At 61.0% G+C, this 17,412-nt stretch carries 18 protein-coding genes, 1 pseudogene and 1 riboswitch; of the genes and pseudogenes, 7 read left to right on the top strand and 12 right to left on the bottom strand.

Going from position 1 to position 17,412, the window contains the following annotated elements; translation table 11 throughout:
- The first annotated feature begins 174 nt into the window (after positions 1-174).
- Both ACVZUB_RS19885 and ACVZUB_RS19880 read left to right on the top strand, forming a co-directional pair.
- On the top strand, positions 175-669 hold the full coding sequence (locus ACVZUB_RS19885) for a DUF3558 family protein (protein WP_003941299.1): 495 nt from the start codon (positions 175-177) through the stop codon (positions 667-669).
- A gap of 41 nt (positions 670-710) precedes the next feature.
- On the top strand, positions 711-1,037 hold the full coding sequence (locus ACVZUB_RS19880; RefSeq protein ID WP_095971524.1) for a hypothetical protein: 327 nt from the start codon (positions 711-713) through the stop codon (positions 1,035-1,037).
- 1 nt (position 1,038) lies between these two features.
- Here ACVZUB_RS19880 and ACVZUB_RS19875 read toward each other — a convergent pair whose 3' ends face one another.
- From ACVZUB_RS19875 to ACVZUB_RS19865, 3 genes are all read right to left on the bottom strand, one after another.
- Positions 1,039-1,392, bottom strand: coding sequence for a UBP-type zinc finger domain-containing protein (locus ACVZUB_RS19875; RefSeq protein ID WP_003941317.1), 354 nt, complete (start codon positions 1,390-1,392; stop codon positions 1,039-1,041).
- Between the two features lie 70 nt (positions 1,393-1,462).
- Positions 1,463-2,899, bottom strand: a complete 1,437-nt coding sequence (locus ACVZUB_RS19870) for an ATP-binding protein (RefSeq protein WP_003941311.1) — start codon at positions 2,897-2,899, stop codon at positions 1,463-1,465.
- 9 nt (positions 2,900-2,908) lie between these two features.
- Positions 2,909-4,585: an NAD(P)/FAD-dependent oxidoreductase gene (locus ACVZUB_RS19865; RefSeq protein WP_482627682.1), complete on the bottom strand. Its 1,677-nt coding sequence runs from the start codon at positions 4,583-4,585 to the stop codon at positions 2,909-2,911.
- 180 nt (positions 4,586-4,765) lie between these two features.
- Between ACVZUB_RS19865 and ACVZUB_RS19860 the strand changes: the two genes are divergently transcribed.
- Complete coding sequence (locus ACVZUB_RS19860; RefSeq protein WP_230793354.1) at positions 4,766-5,293, top strand: DUF3558 domain-containing protein; 528 nt, start codon at positions 4,766-4,768, stop codon at positions 5,291-5,293.
- Positions 5,294-5,453: 160 nt separating this feature from the next.
- Positions 5,454-5,660 (top strand): hypothetical protein, encoded by a 207-nt coding sequence (locus ACVZUB_RS19855; protein ID WP_230793355.1) that lies wholly within the window; start codon positions 5,454-5,456, stop codon positions 5,658-5,660.
- A gap of 56 nt (positions 5,661-5,716) precedes the next feature.
- Here ACVZUB_RS19855 and ACVZUB_RS19850 read toward each other — a convergent pair whose 3' ends face one another.
- The gene (locus ACVZUB_RS19850; RefSeq protein WP_007726074.1) at positions 5,717-6,178 is read right to left on the bottom strand and encodes a 6,7-dimethyl-8-ribityllumazine synthase; all 462 of its coding nucleotides are present in this window, start codon (positions 6,176-6,178) and stop codon (positions 5,717-5,719) included.
- Positions 6,179-6,224: 46 nt separating this feature from the next.
- Positions 6,225-6,737, bottom strand: coding sequence for an Lrp/AsnC family transcriptional regulator (locus tag ACVZUB_RS19845; protein WP_003941343.1), 513 nt, complete (start codon positions 6,735-6,737; stop codon positions 6,225-6,227).
- A 219-nt stretch (positions 6,738-6,956) separates the two neighbouring features.
- Between ACVZUB_RS19845 and ACVZUB_RS19840 the strand changes: the two genes are divergently transcribed.
- The 3 genes and pseudogenes from ACVZUB_RS19840 (at position 6,957) to ACVZUB_RS19830 (ending at position 10,799) form a co-directional block, all read left to right on the top strand.
- Positions 6,957-8,072 carry a Glu/Leu/Phe/Val family dehydrogenase gene (locus tag ACVZUB_RS19840; RefSeq protein ID WP_003941274.1) on the top strand — a complete coding sequence of 372 codons (1,116 nt, stop codon included), beginning with the start codon at positions 6,957-6,959 and terminating at the stop codon, positions 8,070-8,072.
- 129 nt (positions 8,073-8,201) lie between these two features.
- Positions 8,202-9,320 carry a methyltransferase gene (locus ACVZUB_RS19835; RefSeq protein WP_482627681.1) on the top strand — a complete coding sequence of 373 codons (1,119 nt, stop codon included), beginning with the start codon at positions 8,202-8,204 and terminating at the stop codon, positions 9,318-9,320.
- Between the two features lie 113 nt (positions 9,321-9,433).
- Positions 9,434-10,799: pseudogene (locus ACVZUB_RS19830) on the top strand (acetamidase/formamidase family protein).
- Between the two features lie 21 nt (positions 10,800-10,820).
- Here ACVZUB_RS19830 and ACVZUB_RS19825 read toward each other — a convergent pair.
- The 7 genes from ACVZUB_RS19825 to ACVZUB_RS19795 all read right to left on the bottom strand — a co-directional run bounded on the left by ACVZUB_RS19825 (position 10,821) and on the right by ACVZUB_RS19795 (position 17,229).
- Positions 10,821-12,167: a T3SS (YopN, CesT) and YbjN peptide-binding chaperone 1 gene (locus ACVZUB_RS19825; RefSeq protein ID WP_482627680.1), complete on the bottom strand. Its 1,347-nt coding sequence runs from the start codon at positions 12,165-12,167 to the stop codon at positions 10,821-10,823.
- A 212-nt stretch (positions 12,168-12,379) separates the two neighbouring features.
- Entirely contained in the window at positions 12,380-12,862 is a 483-nt protein-coding gene (locus tag ACVZUB_RS19820; protein ID WP_003941346.1) for a hypothetical protein, read from the bottom strand.
- 165 nt (positions 12,863-13,027) lie between these two features.
- Complete coding sequence (locus ACVZUB_RS19815; RefSeq protein ID WP_030536825.1) at positions 13,028-13,585, bottom strand: LysM peptidoglycan-binding domain-containing protein; 558 nt, start codon at positions 13,583-13,585, stop codon at positions 13,028-13,030.
- Between the two features lie 288 nt (positions 13,586-13,873).
- The gene (locus ACVZUB_RS19810; RefSeq protein ID WP_214927693.1) at positions 13,874-14,668 is read right to left on the bottom strand and encodes an ABC transporter ATP-binding protein; all 795 of its coding nucleotides are present in this window, start codon (positions 14,666-14,668) and stop codon (positions 13,874-13,876) included.
- An 8-nt stretch (positions 14,669-14,676) separates the two neighbouring features.
- Positions 14,677-15,480: an ABC transporter permease gene (locus tag ACVZUB_RS19805; protein WP_322942862.1), complete on the bottom strand. Its 804-nt coding sequence runs from the start codon at positions 15,478-15,480 to the stop codon at positions 14,677-14,679.
- Positions 15,458-16,486, bottom strand: coding sequence for an ABC transporter substrate-binding protein (locus ACVZUB_RS19800; RefSeq protein ID WP_322942861.1), 1,029 nt, complete (start codon positions 16,484-16,486; stop codon positions 15,458-15,460). Before ACVZUB_RS19800 ends, ACVZUB_RS19805 begins: the two co-directional genes overlap by 23 nt.
- Positions 16,486-17,229 carry a TenA family protein gene (locus ACVZUB_RS19795; protein ID WP_482627679.1) on the bottom strand — a complete coding sequence of 248 codons (744 nt, stop codon included), beginning with the start codon at positions 17,227-17,229 and terminating at the stop codon, positions 16,486-16,488. The genes ACVZUB_RS19800 and ACVZUB_RS19795 overlap by 1 nt, the downstream gene beginning before the upstream one ends.
- Positions 17,217-17,312: riboswitch (TPP riboswitch) on the bottom strand. Its footprint overlaps the gene before it by 13 nt.
- Between the last annotated feature and the right edge of the window lie 100 nt (positions 17,313-17,412).

Raw genomic sequence — 17,412 nt, 5'->3', positions numbered from 1 at the left:
ATCCGCACCTCACTTCGTTGTGAATCCCCTGGTAGATCGACGCTAGGCCGATTATCGGCGTGGGTGAAGGGTTGCAACGGAATGCAATGTCGTGGAACCGATCGGTGCTGGGGAGCGTCCAATACTGTGAGCGGGCCGCGAACGAGGGGGAGTGCTGTGGGAGTGAGGGGTGCAGTGGTCCTGGTCGCGGCCGCGCTGTTGGTTGGGGGTTGTTCCTCGACCGTCGAGGGCGAGGCTTTCCCTGTCGATGTGATTGGGATGTTTGATCCGTGTGAGGTTCTCAGCAATGAGGAATTGGAGAGAGTCGGAGTTGACCCGGCAACAAAAGAGGTTGACATAGTCAACACCCATATCGATGGGTTCAATATATGCAAGTGGGAAGGATCTTGGTTCTTCCTCCGTCTGACTTCCACAACACACTCGCTTGCGGAAGTCGAAGCAAATCCGGTGATGCGCGATCTACATCGAATTCAACTCGCCGGCCGACAGGTCCTGATGTTCCAGGAACACAATGACAAGGCGGACACCGCGTGCAATATCGCCTTCGCGACTGCTCAGTCCACGGCGATGATTCGAGTGGGTGCGAAAGTCGGTGACCAGCGCCCCGAAACTCCGTGTGAACTGGTTGAGCGGGTCGGTCTGACCGTGTTACCGCTGCTTCCCGAGTAACGCTCGGAAGAGATTCGACTCGTAGTGAATTGGAGTATGTGATGTCCGGTTTGTATCTGGAGAAGAGGGTCGCAGAGGATCTGGCGAAGGCGTGTGATGATCTAATTTCGCTGTTCAGGTCACTGTCGGACGATGCGAACTATCTCGGGCAAGTGGGAGGCTTCGGCACTCTCGGATCCGCCCGGGCACTGCAGGTTAAGTTCGAGGAAAAGGCGGTTGGCGGCCCGGATGCGCTCGTCGATGTGTTGGCGAGTCATATCGCGGTCGTGGAGGCAATGCAGGCTCTGTTTCAAGCCTGCATCGACAACGCATTGGATCAGGAGTCGTCGAACGCCTCGACTTTGAGGTCGATCGACCAACCGAACTGAGTCAGTGGATGTGTTGCTGCCAATCGGCTGGGACACGACCCTTAGGCCCCGGCGTCGGCTGATCTACGGGATGTGAAGTGGGCGCAGCCAATTCAGGTCCGTCGTACGCCTCGTTGGTTTCGAAGCTCCAGAACCAATCCTCACCGGGTTCGTAGCTCTGCATGAACGGATGCTTCGTCGAGGCCGCATGCTTGCTTGCGTGCTGTGACGGTGAGGAGTCGCAACACCCAACGTGACCGCATTGCGCGCATCGACGCAGGTGCACCCACCAACCGCCGCTCGCATCGCATTCGACGCATCCCGCGCCACTGGGCGGCACGCTCGGATCGATCCCCGCTGGAAGTCCGTCGGTCATGGTCCACCCTCTCGCTGACTGAAGTCGGTCATTTCATCGTGCGCTTTGCCTACCGGCCGTGCAAGGGCGACTAGTCGTCGCGCGTATCCCGCGGTGGGCCCGCGATTGGCAACAAAACTCTGAACCGGGTGTTACCGGGCTCCGACGTGACCCGCAGCTCACCACGATGCTTGCCGACCACAATTCGCCATGAAATATCAAGGCCGAGACCGGTTCCCTCACCGACAGGCTTAGTCGTGAAGAAGGGTTCGAAGATCCTGTCGATGACGTCATCGGGAATCCCGGCGCCGGTGTCGCAGATCTCGATGCACACGCGGTCGCCATCGCGGCTTGTCCGAACGGTGAGTGTTCCCGATCCGTCCATGGCAGACACCGCATTGTCGATCAGGTTGGTCCACACCTGATTGAGTTCGGCGGCGTAGGCGTCGATCGGAGGCAACGCAAGGTCGTACTCCTTGACGACTTCGATTCCGCTTCCGATCTTTTGCCCCAACATGATCAACGTGCTGTCGAGCAATTCGTGGACATCGATGGTCTGGAAGGGAGCGCGATCCATCTGTGAATACTGTTTGGCCGCACCGACGAGCGTCGAGATCCTCGTTGTGGAGTCGGCGATCTCGTTCATCAGGAGTTCGGATTCGATGGTGTAATTCAGCCAGCGAATTGCGCCTTCGAGTACGGACTCGTCAACGGCTGCAGCAACGTTCTCGAGCCAAGCGGTGTCGAGTCCAGCCTGCACGAAGGTCGGAGCCAGGTCCCAACCTTCTCGAATCGAATGATCCTCGAACCATTCACCCAACGAATCCTCCCGATCGGAGGCTTCGAGGGGAGTGAGCGTCGGCGCCTTGGCGACAACCTCTGCAACTTCCTCTTGAAGTCGCATGAGAGTGACGAGGGCATCGCGGTCGTAGGTGCCCGATGCAACCATCCCCAGTTTGTGACGCATGCCTGCAACACGCTCGCGCAAAGAGGCTGTCGCTCGAACCGCTGCGGCTGCAGGGTTATTGAGCTCGTGAGTCAACCCGGCCGACAGTGATCCGAGTGCAAGGAGTCGCTCTCGCTGATCGATGATCTGCTGAGTGTTCTTCTTGCCGAAGAAAACACCTTCGAGTAGATGAACCGCCATTGGAAACCACTCGCGCATCGCGTTGCCGAACTTGTCGGCGTCCAGGACGAAAAACGTCGAAGGAGTCGTCACTCGCATCGACCCCGCGTAGACCTGCGGTACACGATCGCCGAGATACGCCGTCCAGCCTCCCGAGTAGACGCCGCGCTGGGTGGTCCTGTTGATCTCGATGTCTTCGCCGCCCGACAGCTTGGACAGCACCACCTCGCCCTCGATGAGGACGTAGAAGCAGGTGGCAGGCTCACCTTCGAGGTAGACCTGACCTCGATCGATCTCGGTGATATGGCCTGCCTGGCACAGTGATTCGAGCTGATCGTCGGTGAGCTTCTCGAACAGGAACAGGGTGCGAAGCAAGTCTGGGCTGCATTCAGGAATGGACATCGAATCTCCCTATTGTTGAGCGAGATAGCGGTGGACGAACATCACGGCCATCGCGCCCTCTCCGACGGCCGACGCGACGCGCTTGGCCGATTCGGCGTGTACGTCCCCGGCGACAAACACTCCGGGGACACTGGTTTCGAGATGATGTGGTGCGCGGTCGAGCGGCCACCCGTCCGGGGTGACGCCTTCGGACGGAAGGTCCGGGCCGGCAAGAACGAAGCCATTCCCATCGCGGACCACCACGTCGCCGAGCCAGTCGGTGAGGGGAGCGGCTCCGATGAAGATGAACAACCACTGAGCATCGACGGTGTCTTCTTCTCCGGTGGCTCTGTTACGCAGTGTGATTCGTTCGAGGTGATCGTCACCCTCAGCGCCGACTACCTCCGTGCACGTGCGCACGGTGATCTTCGGATTCTTTTCGATCTGCTGAATCAGGTAGTAGGACATCGAGGCTTCGAGCGTGTTGCCGCGAATGAGAATGGTGACGGACCTAGCTCCGCGGGAGAGATAGACCGCAGCTTGGCCTGCCGAATTGGCGCCGCCGACTATGTACACATCTTGTTCGCTGCACCGAGCGGCTTCGGTGACGGCTGACCCGTAGTAGACCCCTCGGCCGGTGTATGTATCGAGCCCCGGCGCCGACAGTTGGCGATAGGAAACACCTGTCGCCAAGATGACCGAATGGGCGTCGACCGACGAACCGTCGTCGAAACGCACGGTGCGGGCCGAGCCGTTGATTTCCAAACCGGTGACGTCTCGAGCCGTGATGACTTCGGCGCCGAACTTGGTTGCCTGGCGCCTCGCCCGATCGGCCAACTGTGCGCCGGAAACTCCGTCAGGGAACCCGAGGTAGTTCTCGATTCGTGAACTCTGGCCGGCCTGACCGCCAGTCGCCCGCCGTTCGATGAGAACCGTCCGAAGTCCCTCCGAAGCGCCGTACAGAGCAGCTCCCAGACCCGCAGGGCCGCCGCCGATGACAACGAGATCGTAAAAGTCTTCGGAGAGAGTAGTGCTCAACCCGAGTTTGTCGGCGAGTTCGGCGTCAGTGGGCTCGACGAGTACATCCCCATTGGATGCGATGACGACGGGAAGCCGTAGTTCGTCGGTACCGGCAGCGGAGAGCAGCCGTTGTCCTTCGGGTTCGTCCGACATGTACCAGCGATAGGCAAGTTGGTTGCGTGCCAAGAACTCTCGGACGTCGGATGATCGCTCGGACCAACGATGGCCGATCACCTTGGTTTCCTCGGCGGGGTGATGACTCGAACTTGCCCAGGCATCGAGCAGCGCATCGATGACGGGGTACAGCTTCTCTTCCGGCGGATCCCAAGGCTTGAGGAGGTAGTGGTCGAGGTCGACGACGTTGATGGCGTCGATCGCAGCATCGGTGTCGGCGTACGCGGTGAGGAGAACGCGACGAGCTACGGGATACAGGTCCATTGCCTGTTCGAGGAACTCGATTCCACTCAAACCGGGCATGCGGTAATCGGCGACGATCACAGCGACTGCATCGCCGCGAAGTTTCATTTCACGCAAGGTTTCGAGAGCCTGGTCGCCGGACTCCGCACGAATGATTCGGTACTTCTCTCCGTACCGTTTGCGAAGGTCTCGAACGACGGCACGCGAAACACCAGGATCGTCGTCGACGCTGAGGATCGCTGGTTTGGCCGGGGCTTTCGGTGCGCTCACTCGGTGCCTTCCCGAAGTCGTAGTCAACCTCTCCAGTATGCGACTGCTGAGCTGAGCGTCAATCGCTGAAGATGCGCTCTGAGTGAACCGGCGAACCTGAACTGGGAATTTCTTGATTGCGGGAACCGATCGAGCCTCCGGTGCATCCAATACAGTGGGTCCACATCAACAGGGGGTGTCATGCGGGGGTCGGTGGGGGTTGGGCGACTGCTCATGGCTGGGGTGTTGGTGTGGGCTGCGGCAGGATGCAGCTCAGTCGTGGAGGGGGCGGCTGAGCCTGCATCCGGCCAAGAGGGTTTGTTCGATCCGTGCAAGGACATTCCGGACTCGGTTCTGGAGGAAGTGGGGCTTGATCCGGCTACCGAGGAAGCTGGTGCGGCGGGCGTGGAGCAGCCAGGATGGAAGATCTGTGGGTGGAGCGGGTCCTGGTATTTCTTGACCGTGTATTCATCGTCGTACACCGTCGACGATGTTCGACGGAATCCTGATTTCCGAGGTTTCGAGGAACTCACTGTCGGTGGGCGGCGTGGTATCGAGTATCAGCGCGTCGACGACGAGGACAACAATGGTTGCTACCTTGCTTTCTCGGTCGAACACGGCTCAATCTGGTTCAACGTAGAACGAAAGCTGTCTGAGGCTCGGCAAGAGTCCAGTTGTGTTGTTGTGCAGCGTCTGTCGGTCAATCTTGAACCGACGCTACCGAAATGAGGTCTCGGTGAGTGGGTCTGATCGAAGCAATGGGTCTGACGACTCGCGACTGGAAGTTGAGCCAGACATCGCACGTGATGTGGTTGCGGCATGCGAAGGGTTTCTTGGCGAACTCGATCAGATGCGCAGAAATCTGTTCGTGATTGCGAATGTTTCTGGAATGGGAACGCTCCAATCTGGAATCAACCTGGCCGAGAAGTTCTCCAAGAAAGCTAAGGATGGTGAAGATTCGTTGGAGAAGTCATTGAACAGCCACATCCAAGTGGTCACCGAGATGCGGGACTTCTTCCAGCAATGCGTCGACCGCTACGGCGAAGTCGACGACTCGAATGCCTCCGCACTGGCAAGCGTCGAGACCCCTCGATAGACACAAAAAATCTCGCTGAGCCGATGGCATTCGACTCAGCGAGACTTGGGTAACGACTAGTTGGTGGGCAGGGCCTTCAACGACTTGACGGTGGCGTCGACCGCGCGAGCAGCCTCGGCGCCCTTCTTCACGAAATGCGTGCTGAAGTAGTCGACGTGCTCGGCGTGCTCGTGGAAGTGATGAGGCGTCAAGACCACCGAGAAAACCGGAACGTCGGTGTCGAGCTGCACGCGCATCAGACCGTCGATGACAGCCGTCGCCACGAAGTCATGCCGGTAGATACCGCCGTCGACGACCAGACCTGCGGCAACGATGGCCTGGTAGCGGCCGGTCTTGGCCAACCGCCGAGCATGCAGCGGGATCTCGAAAGCTCCCGGTACCTCGAAGAAATCAACCGTGTCCTTGGGGTAGCCGAGCTCGACGATCGCGTCGGTGAATCCGTCGCGTGCACGGTCGACGATGTTGCGATGCCACGTCGCCTGAATGAACGCGATGCGCTGTCCCTGGATCTCACTCATAACCATGAAACTAGCGCACTGGGAAGCATCGACGCGACCACCCGTCCTAGTCCTGCTGACGGGGGAAGGCGGTCGAACGACCCCAGCCGGCGTCATTGGTGAGGTGCTCGAGGAGAGGCTGAATTCGATACGGAAGGGGATTGGTCAGAGCGATGGTCGTGGTCGAATGCGTGACGCCTGGAAGTGACACGATCTGCTCGGCCAACTTCTGCAGGGCCGCGTGCGTCGAGGTGGCGACGCGAACGAGCAAATCCTCGCGACCGGTCGTCGCGTGAATTTCGATCACCTCGGGCAACTCGGTCAGACTCCGCGCGACTGCGCTGATCTTGCCCTGCTCGAGTTCCAGACCGACAAATGCCTGAATCGGGATACCGACCTCGGGGAGATTGAGATTCGGCCGAAACCCGGTGAGAAGTCCGTTGGATTCCATGCGCTTCATTCGCGACTGGACGGTGTTGCGGGCGACGCCCAACGAGTTGGCCAACTCGGCCACACTCATCCTCGAGTCCTTGCTGAGCAGACCGAGCAACTGGACGTCGAGCTTGTCGATGCTGAGCACTTTGTGAACCTCTCCTCAGTGATATGAGTCACTGGATGATCGAATTGACTAGTTCAAGAGATTTGCATTGACCAAATCGTAACTCAGGCAGAGCATTGGTTCCACGAATTGCTCAGCGGGATTCTCTTTGGGTTATTTGTCCCCAATAGTACCCAACGGCCAATTCGTCCCAATATTTCGACTGCGCCCCGTTTATCCTTCGGAAAGGTCTATCCCACAATGACTCTCACCGCCGAGCCCGTGAACTCCGTTGTTTCCCATGACGACACTGCGGGCGTGTTCGATCGCGCCGACTACCTGCGCGATTACCCCCACGAGCAGGTGAGCTTCTTCCAGGATCCCGCGAGCGGCCTCAAGGCCATCGTCGCCATCCACTCCACGACGCTCGGCCCCGCGCTCGGCGGAACGCGCTTCTACCCGTACTCCGACGAATCTGCCGCAGTCACAGACGTTTTGCGCCTCTCGCGCGGCATGACCTACAAGGCTGCGGTTGCCGGCGTCGACCTCGGCGGCGGCAAGGCTGTCATCATCGGCGACCCCGCAACGGCCAAGACCGACGAATTGCTCGGCGCCTACGCAAAATTCGTCCAGACCCTCGGCGGCCGCTACATCACCGCTGGTGACGTCGGAACCAACTCCAACGATCTCGACATCATCGGTCGTAACACCGACTTCGTCGTCGGCCGCAACGCTACGGTCGGCGGTTCCGGCGACAGCGCTCCGATGACGGCCCTCGGCGTATTCCAGTCGATGCGCGCCGCGGCACAGTCGCATTGGGGCACTCCGTCGCTCGCAGGCAAGACTGTTGGTGTCGAGGGCACAGGCAAGGTCGGCTACGAGCTGATCAAGCTCCTCCTCGCAGACGGCGCAACCGTTCTCGCGACCGACGTCAACGCCGCAGCGCTCGACCGTGTCAAGGCTGACTTCCCGCAGGTGAGCATCGTCGACAGCATCATCGACGCCGATCTGGACGTCTACGCACCGTGCGCGATGGGCGCAACCCTCACCGACACGACCGCACGCTCGATCAAGGCCGAGGTTGTCTGCGGCGCTGCCAACAACCAGCTCACCGTGCCCGAGGTCGAGAACATTCTCCGCGACCGCGGCATCACCTGGACCCCCGATTACGTCGCCAACGGCGGCGGCCTCATCCAGGTTGCCGGCGAGCTGAAGGGCAACTCGGCCGAAGAGGTCAAGCTCAAGGTCGAGAAGATCTTCGACACGGTCACCGAGATCTTCGCGAAGTCGAAGAAGGACGGAATCCTCGCCGGCGAGGCTGCTGACGCGGTCGCCGAGGCTCGGATCGCCGAGGCAGCTCGCGTCGCCAAGGGCTGACATCCCTCTCGCAGTCATGTAGCGCGGCCGGTCCCGACTAGTGTGGACACCAGACGAGCAGATTTTGCAGATCTGGACCACATCAGCCGGTAGACCGGCCGCTATGCGTCGGACGCCGGAAGGGCTTACATGACTGAACAATTCGCTGTGTGGACCGAGAACGACGCCGAGCAATCGGCCTGTTGGGGTTCGACGAGCAACGCCCCGGTGCCCAAGCGCATCGTCGTCGCCGACGACACGATGAAGGCCGACGTCGCCTATCGCTTGGCATGCGAAGGCACGGCGTTATTGTGGCGCGGAGATTTTCAGAACGCTCGCCAACTGTCGAAGGCCGTCGCGTCGCGCATCGACCGCAAGCCGCGCCGAGCGTCCGACGACCCAGCCAAAGCCTTCCATCTCCACCGGCAGACCCAAGGACGCCGCGCGCAGATCCTCGGCATGCTGCTCATTCCCTTGGACGCAGATTTGTCGATTCCACTCCGGCGAGCCCCGGACGCGCAAGTCGCGTTGACCGAAGCTTTCGGGATTACCGGTGAGCCTTCGGTTCGCTCGTTGCGTGACATCCTCGGCGCGATCGGCGCTCACGAGTGGCACCGCAAAGGTGTTTTCATCGAGGCTCTCGACGCACGAGTGCATCCCGCCTTCGGAGTGTTCTCACCCGTCCGCGGGGAGTATGTCGATCTTGTCGCGTCTGCGCCACTGCCGTCGACGGAATCGGCTTTCGACATCGGCACCGGCACCGGCGTTCTTGCTGCCGTCCTGGCGCGGCGTGGAGTTCAGACGGTGACGGCCACCGACCAGGACCCCCGGGCACTGCAATGCGCTCGTAGCAACCTCTCGCGGCTTGGCTACGGCGATCAGGTGACCGTGGTGGAAGCAGGCCTCTTTCCCGAAGGCACCGCTCCGTTGGTGGTCTGCAATCCTCCCTGGATTCCGGCCAAGGCCACCTCGCCCATCGAATACGCCGTCTACGACCCCGCTGGAGCGATGCTGAAGGGCTTCCTGACTGGTGTCGCAGCGCATCTGGACGACGGGGGAGAAGCGTGGCTGATCCTCTCGGACATTGCCGAACACCTCGGTCTCCGAACGCGATCCGAACTACACGACCTGATTGCGGCCGGTGGACTCACTGTTGTCGATCGCATGGACGTCAAACCGACGCACGCAAAGGTCAGTGACCGAACCGATGCGCTTCACGCCGCCCGGACACGAGAGACGACCTCGCTCTGGCGGCTTCGCCGTCGCTGAATTCATTCTCAGTCAACGGTATTTTCCTGCCATGAAATGGTAATGAACGAGTAACAAATCGGGTCTAGCTTTCTTCGCAGTCGCACATCGTCACGCACTCCGGAGGAATCTCGATGGAATACACTCTTGCCCGCAACGCAGCCGAAGACCTGACGAAAGGTCTTGGCCGACGCGGATTCATGAGGGCAGTCGCTGCCCTCGGTGCGGGCGTAGGAGTTGCCGGTGTGGCTTCGGGATGCGCGCACTCGAACGCGTCACCGGCTGGATCGTCCTCCTCTGCACTACCGTTCGCCGATGGCATTCCGATTCTGCAACCGGGCAGCGGAAACGTCAGTGGCGATCACTATCTGAGTTCGGATCCGTCGGACGTCATGTGGGGTTATGTGCCCAACATCCACACCCGCGAGGTGATGCGGATGAAGTCGGGCCAGACCGTCACGATCGACGCCCTCTCGCACGAGGGAATTCTCGAGGATCAAGGGCGCAATCCTCTCGAATACTTCGGTAGCAAAGGCGTTTCCGAGAAGGACGTGCTCGAGGATGCGATTGCCGTTGCGGCCGAATACAACCGAACCGAACGAAACTTCGACAAGGACGGACCGCACGTCGTCACCGGCCCGGTCTTCGTCGAAGGCGCCCAGCCCGGACGTACTCAAGATCGAGACTCTCGAAGCCATTCCCCGCGTGCCGTACGGCGTTGTGTCGAGCAGACACGGCAAGGGCGCTCTCGCCGTCACAGCAGACGGAACCGCTCCAGCGGGAATCACTCTGGACGAAGTCATGCCGCCGGTCGCCACAGACGGGCGCGCAACAAAGGACCCGTTGAAGTACGGCGGTGTTTCCACTTTCACGGCGATCGAAGACGGCAAGGGCGTGATGCCTTTCGGACAGTCGAAGGTGCGGTTTCCCCTGCGGCCCTTCATGGGAATGATGGGAGTTGCCTATTCTGCGGATGCAGACCCGACATCCCCGTCGTCGAACTCCATTCCTCCGACCCTGGGCGGCGGAAACATCGACATCAGGCATCTCGGTGTCGGATCAACCTTCTATTTGCCGGTATTCGCTGAAGGCGCCCTCTTCTACGTCGGTGACCCCCACATGGCCATGGGCGACGGCGAGGCGGCGCTGACGGCGATGGAAGGATCGCTGCGCGGCACGTTCCGACTCAGCGTGTGCAAGAAGGATTCCGGTGACGCTCCATCGGTGGCTTTCGGATACCCGTTCGCCGAGACCGAGGAGGCCTGGATTCCGATCGGCCTGTCCGACCCCAACGGTTCGGTCGATGGGCAGAACAGTGACCTCAACGGCGCCATGCGGCGCGCGGTGGTCAACGCGCTCGACTTCCTCGAGCATGATCGCGGAATGGATCGAGCGACGGCCTACGCCTATCTTTCTGCCGCAGCCGATTTCACGGTCTCGCAGGTTGTCGATCGAACCGTGGGCGTCCACGGACAGATCTTCAAATCCCACTTCGAATAGCGGGAAAGGCGATCCGTGTTGTCAGGACGGATCGTCGAAGAGGCTCTGTTGCAAGGGATCGGCAAACAAGCCCATTTGCTCAGGTTGCGGCTTTGCCGGCGTCTCGGTTCGAGAATTGGGCAGGACCACCAGTCGCAAAGCCCCGCGCAGACGGTCGACCATGAGTTCCCACCCGCCGATCTGATCCTCGTATCCCGCAGCCTCTTCGGCGTCTCCGCGACTGTGGGCGTCCACAGCCTGACTACGCAGCTGAATCTGCCATTCGTTGCTGATGTGGAGGAGCTGAAGAATCAGATCGCGATCACGACCACAGACATCGGCTACCGCGTCGAGATCCTCGGCCACGTCCAGATCGAGGTGCAGCAGGGTCTCGAGTTCGGGAGGCAGGTCCTCGGCCGTCAGATCGGGCTGCAGTGAGGAGGAGTCACCGCTCTTGTTCGCGAAGAAGAGGTCTCCGCCGACGCGTGCGGCGAACTCGTCGTCCACGGTACGCAGGAACGACGTCAGGGCGGCGCACGTATCGGTGAGTTGCTTGGGAACGAATGGTGAACCCGCCACCTCGAGGAACACCGACAGACGGTCGTCGATCAAGACGAACTTGATGCGCGACCACTTGCGGTTGAGATCGGCGATGACCTCGGCTGCACGGGTGCGGTTGCTGATGTCCTGAACGAGCGGCGAGAACAACTGCACGTCCATGGACTCGGAAAGTGGACCGACGAACATGACAGTCGAACCGACACGAATGGGTATGTCGCCGTCGCTGTCTCGCTCGGGAAGAGTGCCGAGCATGGGAAGCAAAGCGAGAGTGACCAACTCCTTGAGGTGGTCGATGTCGTTGGGCATGTAGGCCGCGGTGGGGTCGAGTGTCGGAAGTTCTGTCGACTCGACGACCGACGGATCGAAATCCGGAGTCTGCTCGTTGCCGGTGAGATCGCTGGATAGAAAAGCCGGGTGGTGCACACCGAACACATCACGGAATGCAGCGACAGTCATCGCTGCGAGCTGATCGGCCCAGTTCTGCGCCTTGTCGACGCAGAAGGCGGGGGAGTTGTTCGGATCCTCGAGATTCTCGGAAGGCGGATTCCAGCCGAGTGCGATCAACTTTTGTTCGTCGGCATCGTCGAGTCGATAGCGCGGATGAAGGAAGTCGTTGGAAGGAACCTCGCAGCGGACTGTGTTCTCGTCCCACACGAGGAACTGAACGCATGGCGCTGCGCCGTCAGCTGGATCGAAGTCGCCGGTGGACGATTCCACGGCAAGAACGTCGCCGTCGACCATGATGGAAATGTGATCGCCGAGGCGACGTTGAAATTCTGCCCACGCCCGGTCGACACTGACATCGAGATCGAAGCCCATTGCGCTCATCAGCCACCTCCTTCCGCAAAAGCTCAGACCTATACGGTATCGCGAGGCTCCGACAATGCTGCTGTCCTTTTCCGGTCGACCGGATTGCAGCGGACCACGAACCGTGACGACGAGGAAGGTAGTTGCAGGTAGATCGGTTATTCGAGAGCGGCGACTGAAGTGTGCCTGTAACCGCCGTCACGCCAGGCGGTGTGCGGGCGAAAGAGCGAGGGTTATCCGGCGAGAACGGGCGAGACCTCGACGACGGGCGGCGTGGATCCGGTCGTGACAACGGGGGTGGTGCTGGTCTTGGTGGTTGTGGCCGTCGCGGTCGGTGACGAGGTCGCGGTAGCCGACGCAGTTGTCGTGGATGAGACGGGTGTTGTCGTACTGGTGGCCGTCGTAGTCGAGGTGGCGGAGCTCGTGCTTGTCGCGGTCACCACAAGCGGCTGATTACGAGGAGCAGTCGTCTCGTCGGCGATTCGCCAGGTCGGCGTCGGCGGGATGACAACCGTGGGGACTGCAACCGAGCTGTAGAACGCGGCCGGTTCGATCCCGGCGACGGACTCCACGGAAACCGACGAGACCAGAGTGGGAGGCTTCACCACAGGGCCGCCGGCACCGAATGCGCCGGCTGCTCCGCCGAAAACGAGGCCTGATGTCAGAGAAAGAGCGGCCACTGCGACAGCGCCGATCATGACTGTTCTGTCTTTCATGCACACCTGTCCTTCGGGAGCAGTACGGAAGTACTGTAGGCGAAAAGATGCCGCAATGGAGTATCAGGGTCTGCTGGGCGGGACGCGAATCCGTGTGGCGTAGAACACAAAAGGCCCTGGGTGCCGACGCGGACGTCGGCACCCAGGGCCAGGTCAAGCAGTGAATCAGGCGGGGATCGTCAGTACCTGACCGGCGTTGATGAGATCCGGGTTCGGGATGCCGTTTGCATCCGCGATGCGCTGGTACTGGTTGCCGTCACCGTAGAAACGCTCTGCGATCGCCCACAGGGTGTCGCCGCTTTCGACGGTGTAGCTCTGCGCTGCCGGAGCGGCGGGGGCAGGCTCGGGCTCGGGTGCCGGAGCGGGCTCCGGGGCAGCCTCGGCGGCCGGCGCTGCGATTGCAGTGTCCGAAGACCACAGAGCATTTCCGCCGACGGACAGAACGACGTTGCGATCGTCCTGAACCGAGAGGGAGGCACCGTCGTTGCCTGCGGTCTGCGATGCCCACACGGCGTCGGAGTCCTTGTAGATGACGAAGTTTCCGTCAGCCTGCACCTCGGCGCGGTTGGCGCCGGATCCGTTGGTGCCTGCGGCCCAAACAGCCTGTCCGCCCTCGGACAGAACCAGGTTGCCGTCGTCCTGCAAGGTGAGGGTGTATGCGCCGTTGTCGGACTTGAGTTCCTGGCCGACTCCGAGGCTCTGACCTGACTGCAGTGTGCTCACGCTGTCCCTTTCCAAATCTGTTGCGATGACTGTGCCTCCACGATTCCGCTTTACCGTCCAGTTACCTTCTGGCCGTTGGTCTCGTAGGCGACCGAGTGTACGTTACCGAAGAGTACAGAGAATTGTGCAGCGTTGACGGATTGCGTGTCGAGCGTTCGGATCTTGCTGATATTAAGGCGTTTTGGGCGAACGCGCCGCGACATCCTACGCGAAGTTGCACCGTTGCGATGCACTTTCTCTTGAACGGCAGGTGAAATCGGCGCGCTCTCAGCGCATTGTCAGTAACCGCTAGGGGTGTAGCGACTTGCGCGTCTCGTCGTGGAGTACCGCAAGCAGTTCACGCTCGACGTCGGCGAACTCGGGCGAGGTGATCATGTCCAGTTCGCGTGGCCTCGGCAAGGGAACGTCGACGACGCACCTGACCGTTGCCGGCCTCGCCGACAGAACGACCACGCGATCGGACAGATAGATCGCTTCACGAATATCGTGGGTGATCATCAGCACGGTCCACCGGTACTGCTGCCACACGTCTTGTAGCCAGGCCTGCATCTCGGTGCGGGTCAACGAGTCCAGTGCGCCGAACGGCTCGTCGAGCAGCAGGACAGGTTTGCCCTGAACAACGGTGCGCAGCATCGCCGCTCGCTGGCGCATGCCGCCGGACAGTTGTGACGGCCGGGCGTCCTCGAATCCGGACAGTCCGAACGCCGGGAACAACTCGCGAGCGCGCTCGCGTGCTTCCTTCTTGCCGACTCCCTGCACTTCCAAACCGAGGGCCGTGTTGTCCAGTACCGAACGCCAAGGGAACAGAAGATCTTTCTGCGGCATGTACGCGGTATGCACCTCGGTGGCTGGTTCGGATTCCGTTGCGCGCGTGCCCACACGGACCGAACCCGCGGTCGGGGATTCGAGCCCGGCCAGGACGTTGAAGATCGTGCTCTTTCCGCAGCCGCTCGGCCCGATCACCGACACGAATTCGCCCGCGTCGGCACCAAAGGACACCGAATCGAGCACGAGACGCGATTCTCCGGCCGTGTCGAACCTCTTGGTCAGGTCCTGGATTTCGACCACTGCATCCTCGACCATCGGGTCAGTCATGTCCGCGACCTTTCGTTCATCGCCCATGGTGCAACGATGCGCTCGATGGCGAACGTCAGCAAGTACAGCGTGACGCTGATCAACGCGGTCACCAGTACGGCCGCCAACACCAGGTCGGTGCGGAAGGAGTTCTTCTGGGTGCTCATGTAGATACCCAAACCGGAAGTAGCGCCGACGTATTCGGAGAACACCGCACCCACGACCGCATACGTGATGCCGATGCGCAGGGCAGTGAAGAATCGCGGAATTGCCGAAGGAAGGCGAACGTATCGGAACTCCTGCCAGCGAGTGCTGCCCATACTGCGCAGGAGAGCGCCCGCTTCCCGATCGGCCGCGGCAAATCCCTCGATGAGTCCGATGGTCATGGGGAAGAACGTCGCAAGGGCGATCACCAACACCTTCGGCAACAACCCGAAGCCGAACCAGATGATCATCAGCGGCGCGATGGCGATGATCGGCAGCGTCTGCGAGACGACAAAAAGTGGTACCAGCGCGCGTGACAACCACGGCGAAAAGTCCACGACCACAGCAAGAATCCAGGCCAACACCAATGAAACAGTGAAGCCGACCAACGTGACCTGCAATGTCGACCAGGCGTGGCCGGAGATGATCTCGCGGTTGTCCCACCCCTGGGACAGAACGCGCCCCGGAGACGGAAGTACTTGCGGCCGAATCCCACTGATCTCGACGTAGATCTGCCACGCCGCCACGAGGAGCAGCACCACGGCGAGCGCGGGAAGCGCCCGCCGCATGGTCGAGACCAACCGTCCGCTCACGTCAGGACGCGTCGAGATACTCATTGGTGAAGTACTCCGACCAGTCCGGCTTCTGGGTCAACGGCTTCCCGTCGGGTCCGGCGAGCAATCCGTTCTCGAAGAGGAATCCCGAATAACCCGACCAGGTTTCGAGATTCTGGGCGCCCACAACACCGTTGGCGTCTTTCATGTAGTCGGCGGCGAGCATCCGCTGACTCTCACGCACGAGGTCTTCGTCGGTGAATGCTCCGGGGTTCGCGTCGATGAGATCCTGCGCGGCCTGGTCCGGGTTGTCGGCAGCAGTCTGATATCCGCGTTGAACGGCTTTGACGAACTTGCGTGCCTCGTCGGGATGGTCCTTCAACCACTGCTGGTTGCCGTTGATCACGATCGAATACGCATCGGGGAAGCCGTAATCGGTGTACTGGAAGTACCGCATCGGAGTTCCGTTTCGCTCCGCTTCGAGGCCTTCCCAAGCAAAGTAGGAGACGGTGAAGTCTGCCTGGCCCGAGTACACGGCTTCGTACGCGGAAGTTCCGAGCGTGACCGTCGTGAAGTTCCCGGTCCCGCCGTCGTTGCGGATGATCTGCTGCAGCGTTTCGACTTCGCCGGGATCACCGAACCCGGCGTACGTCTTCCCGTCGAGATCACGTGGGCGCGTGATGTCCGCACGATCCGCCTTCACGCCGATGCCGGTGGCGCGGTGCTGAAGTGGCGCGATGACGGACGTCGTGGCGGCGCCGGCTGCACGGGCGAACGTGGCCTGACTCTGTGTGCTGATGCCGAACTCGGCATTGCCGGCATCGACCAGGGTGTCGGGCGAGGTGTTGTTGTACGGCAGGATCGAGACGTCCAGGCCGGCGTCCTCGAAGTAGCCCTCTTGGAGTGCTACGTACAAACCGGTGTGGTTCGTGTTCGGTGTCCAGTCGAGTGCGAACCGAATGGTCCCGTCGGAAGAGCCGGTGTGAGAGGCGCATCCGGTCAGAACTGTGAACGCGGCTGCGATCGCGGCAGACGTGGCAAGCGTGCGGCGCAGCGCCGCAAACGACATCACGACGCCGGCCAAGGCTGCTGGTGGAGTGCGGAATCCCAGAACATCAGCTCATAGCGGCTGGCGATGCGGAATGCTTCGCTCATCGCCTCACGCTCTGTCTCGGTGGCAGCTTCGGCCGCAGCATCGACCAGTACGCGGGCCTGCGCCACCGACTCGTGGAATTCGGGTGCGTCGTAGGTCGTGACCCACTGTGCGTACGGATGCGACGGATCGGCGTCGAGTACCTCGCGCGCTGAAGCGGCAAGATCGCGGCCGACCTCGGCGTAGATCCAGAAGCAGGGGAGTACTGCCGCTGCGGAGACCGGGTAAGGCGCAGTTGCTGCAGTCGCCGTCAGATACGAGACGTATCCCAGGCAGGCCTGCGAATGCTCGAGCCTTCCCGATCCCGCTGGAAGAATTCCACCGGTGAGAAGTCCGTCGTGAAGCGCAGATTCCACTGTCGCTGCCGTGGACGCGGAATTCGACCAGAAGCCCGCGGACTGCGGATCCGGGGAATGGGCCGCGACCAGGGACAACGCTTTCGAATACCCCTCGAGATAAAGCTTGTCTTGCTCGATGTACGTGCGGAACGCGTCGAGAGGCAATGTTCCGTCGCCGAGGCGGCGGAGGAACTCCAGTGAGTCGATCGACTCGCGGAGGGCCTTCGTCTCGGCCCAGAGTCGATCTGTGAACCGATCCGTCGACGGCGCTGTGGCCACCGAGTTTTCGGCAGAATTGTATGCAGGCTGCGTAGTAGCCATGACATCCCTTCGTCAGCATTACCTGATCAGGTTCCCGGGTGTGTTCTCAGCCCCGCCCATGCGGAGCACCCCGTGTCAGAACTAGGCGACCTTAACACCGAGGGGTTGCGTACTCGGCGCACACCCGTCCGAGATTGGTAGGTTTGGTCTTGATTGCCACACGCGCGGGTCGGGAGGGGATTC

Source organism: Rhodococcus sp. OS5, from assembly GCF_056837585.1.
Note: the sequence above shows the minus strand (reverse complement) of the source record. Positions and strands in the feature narration are given on the sequence as shown.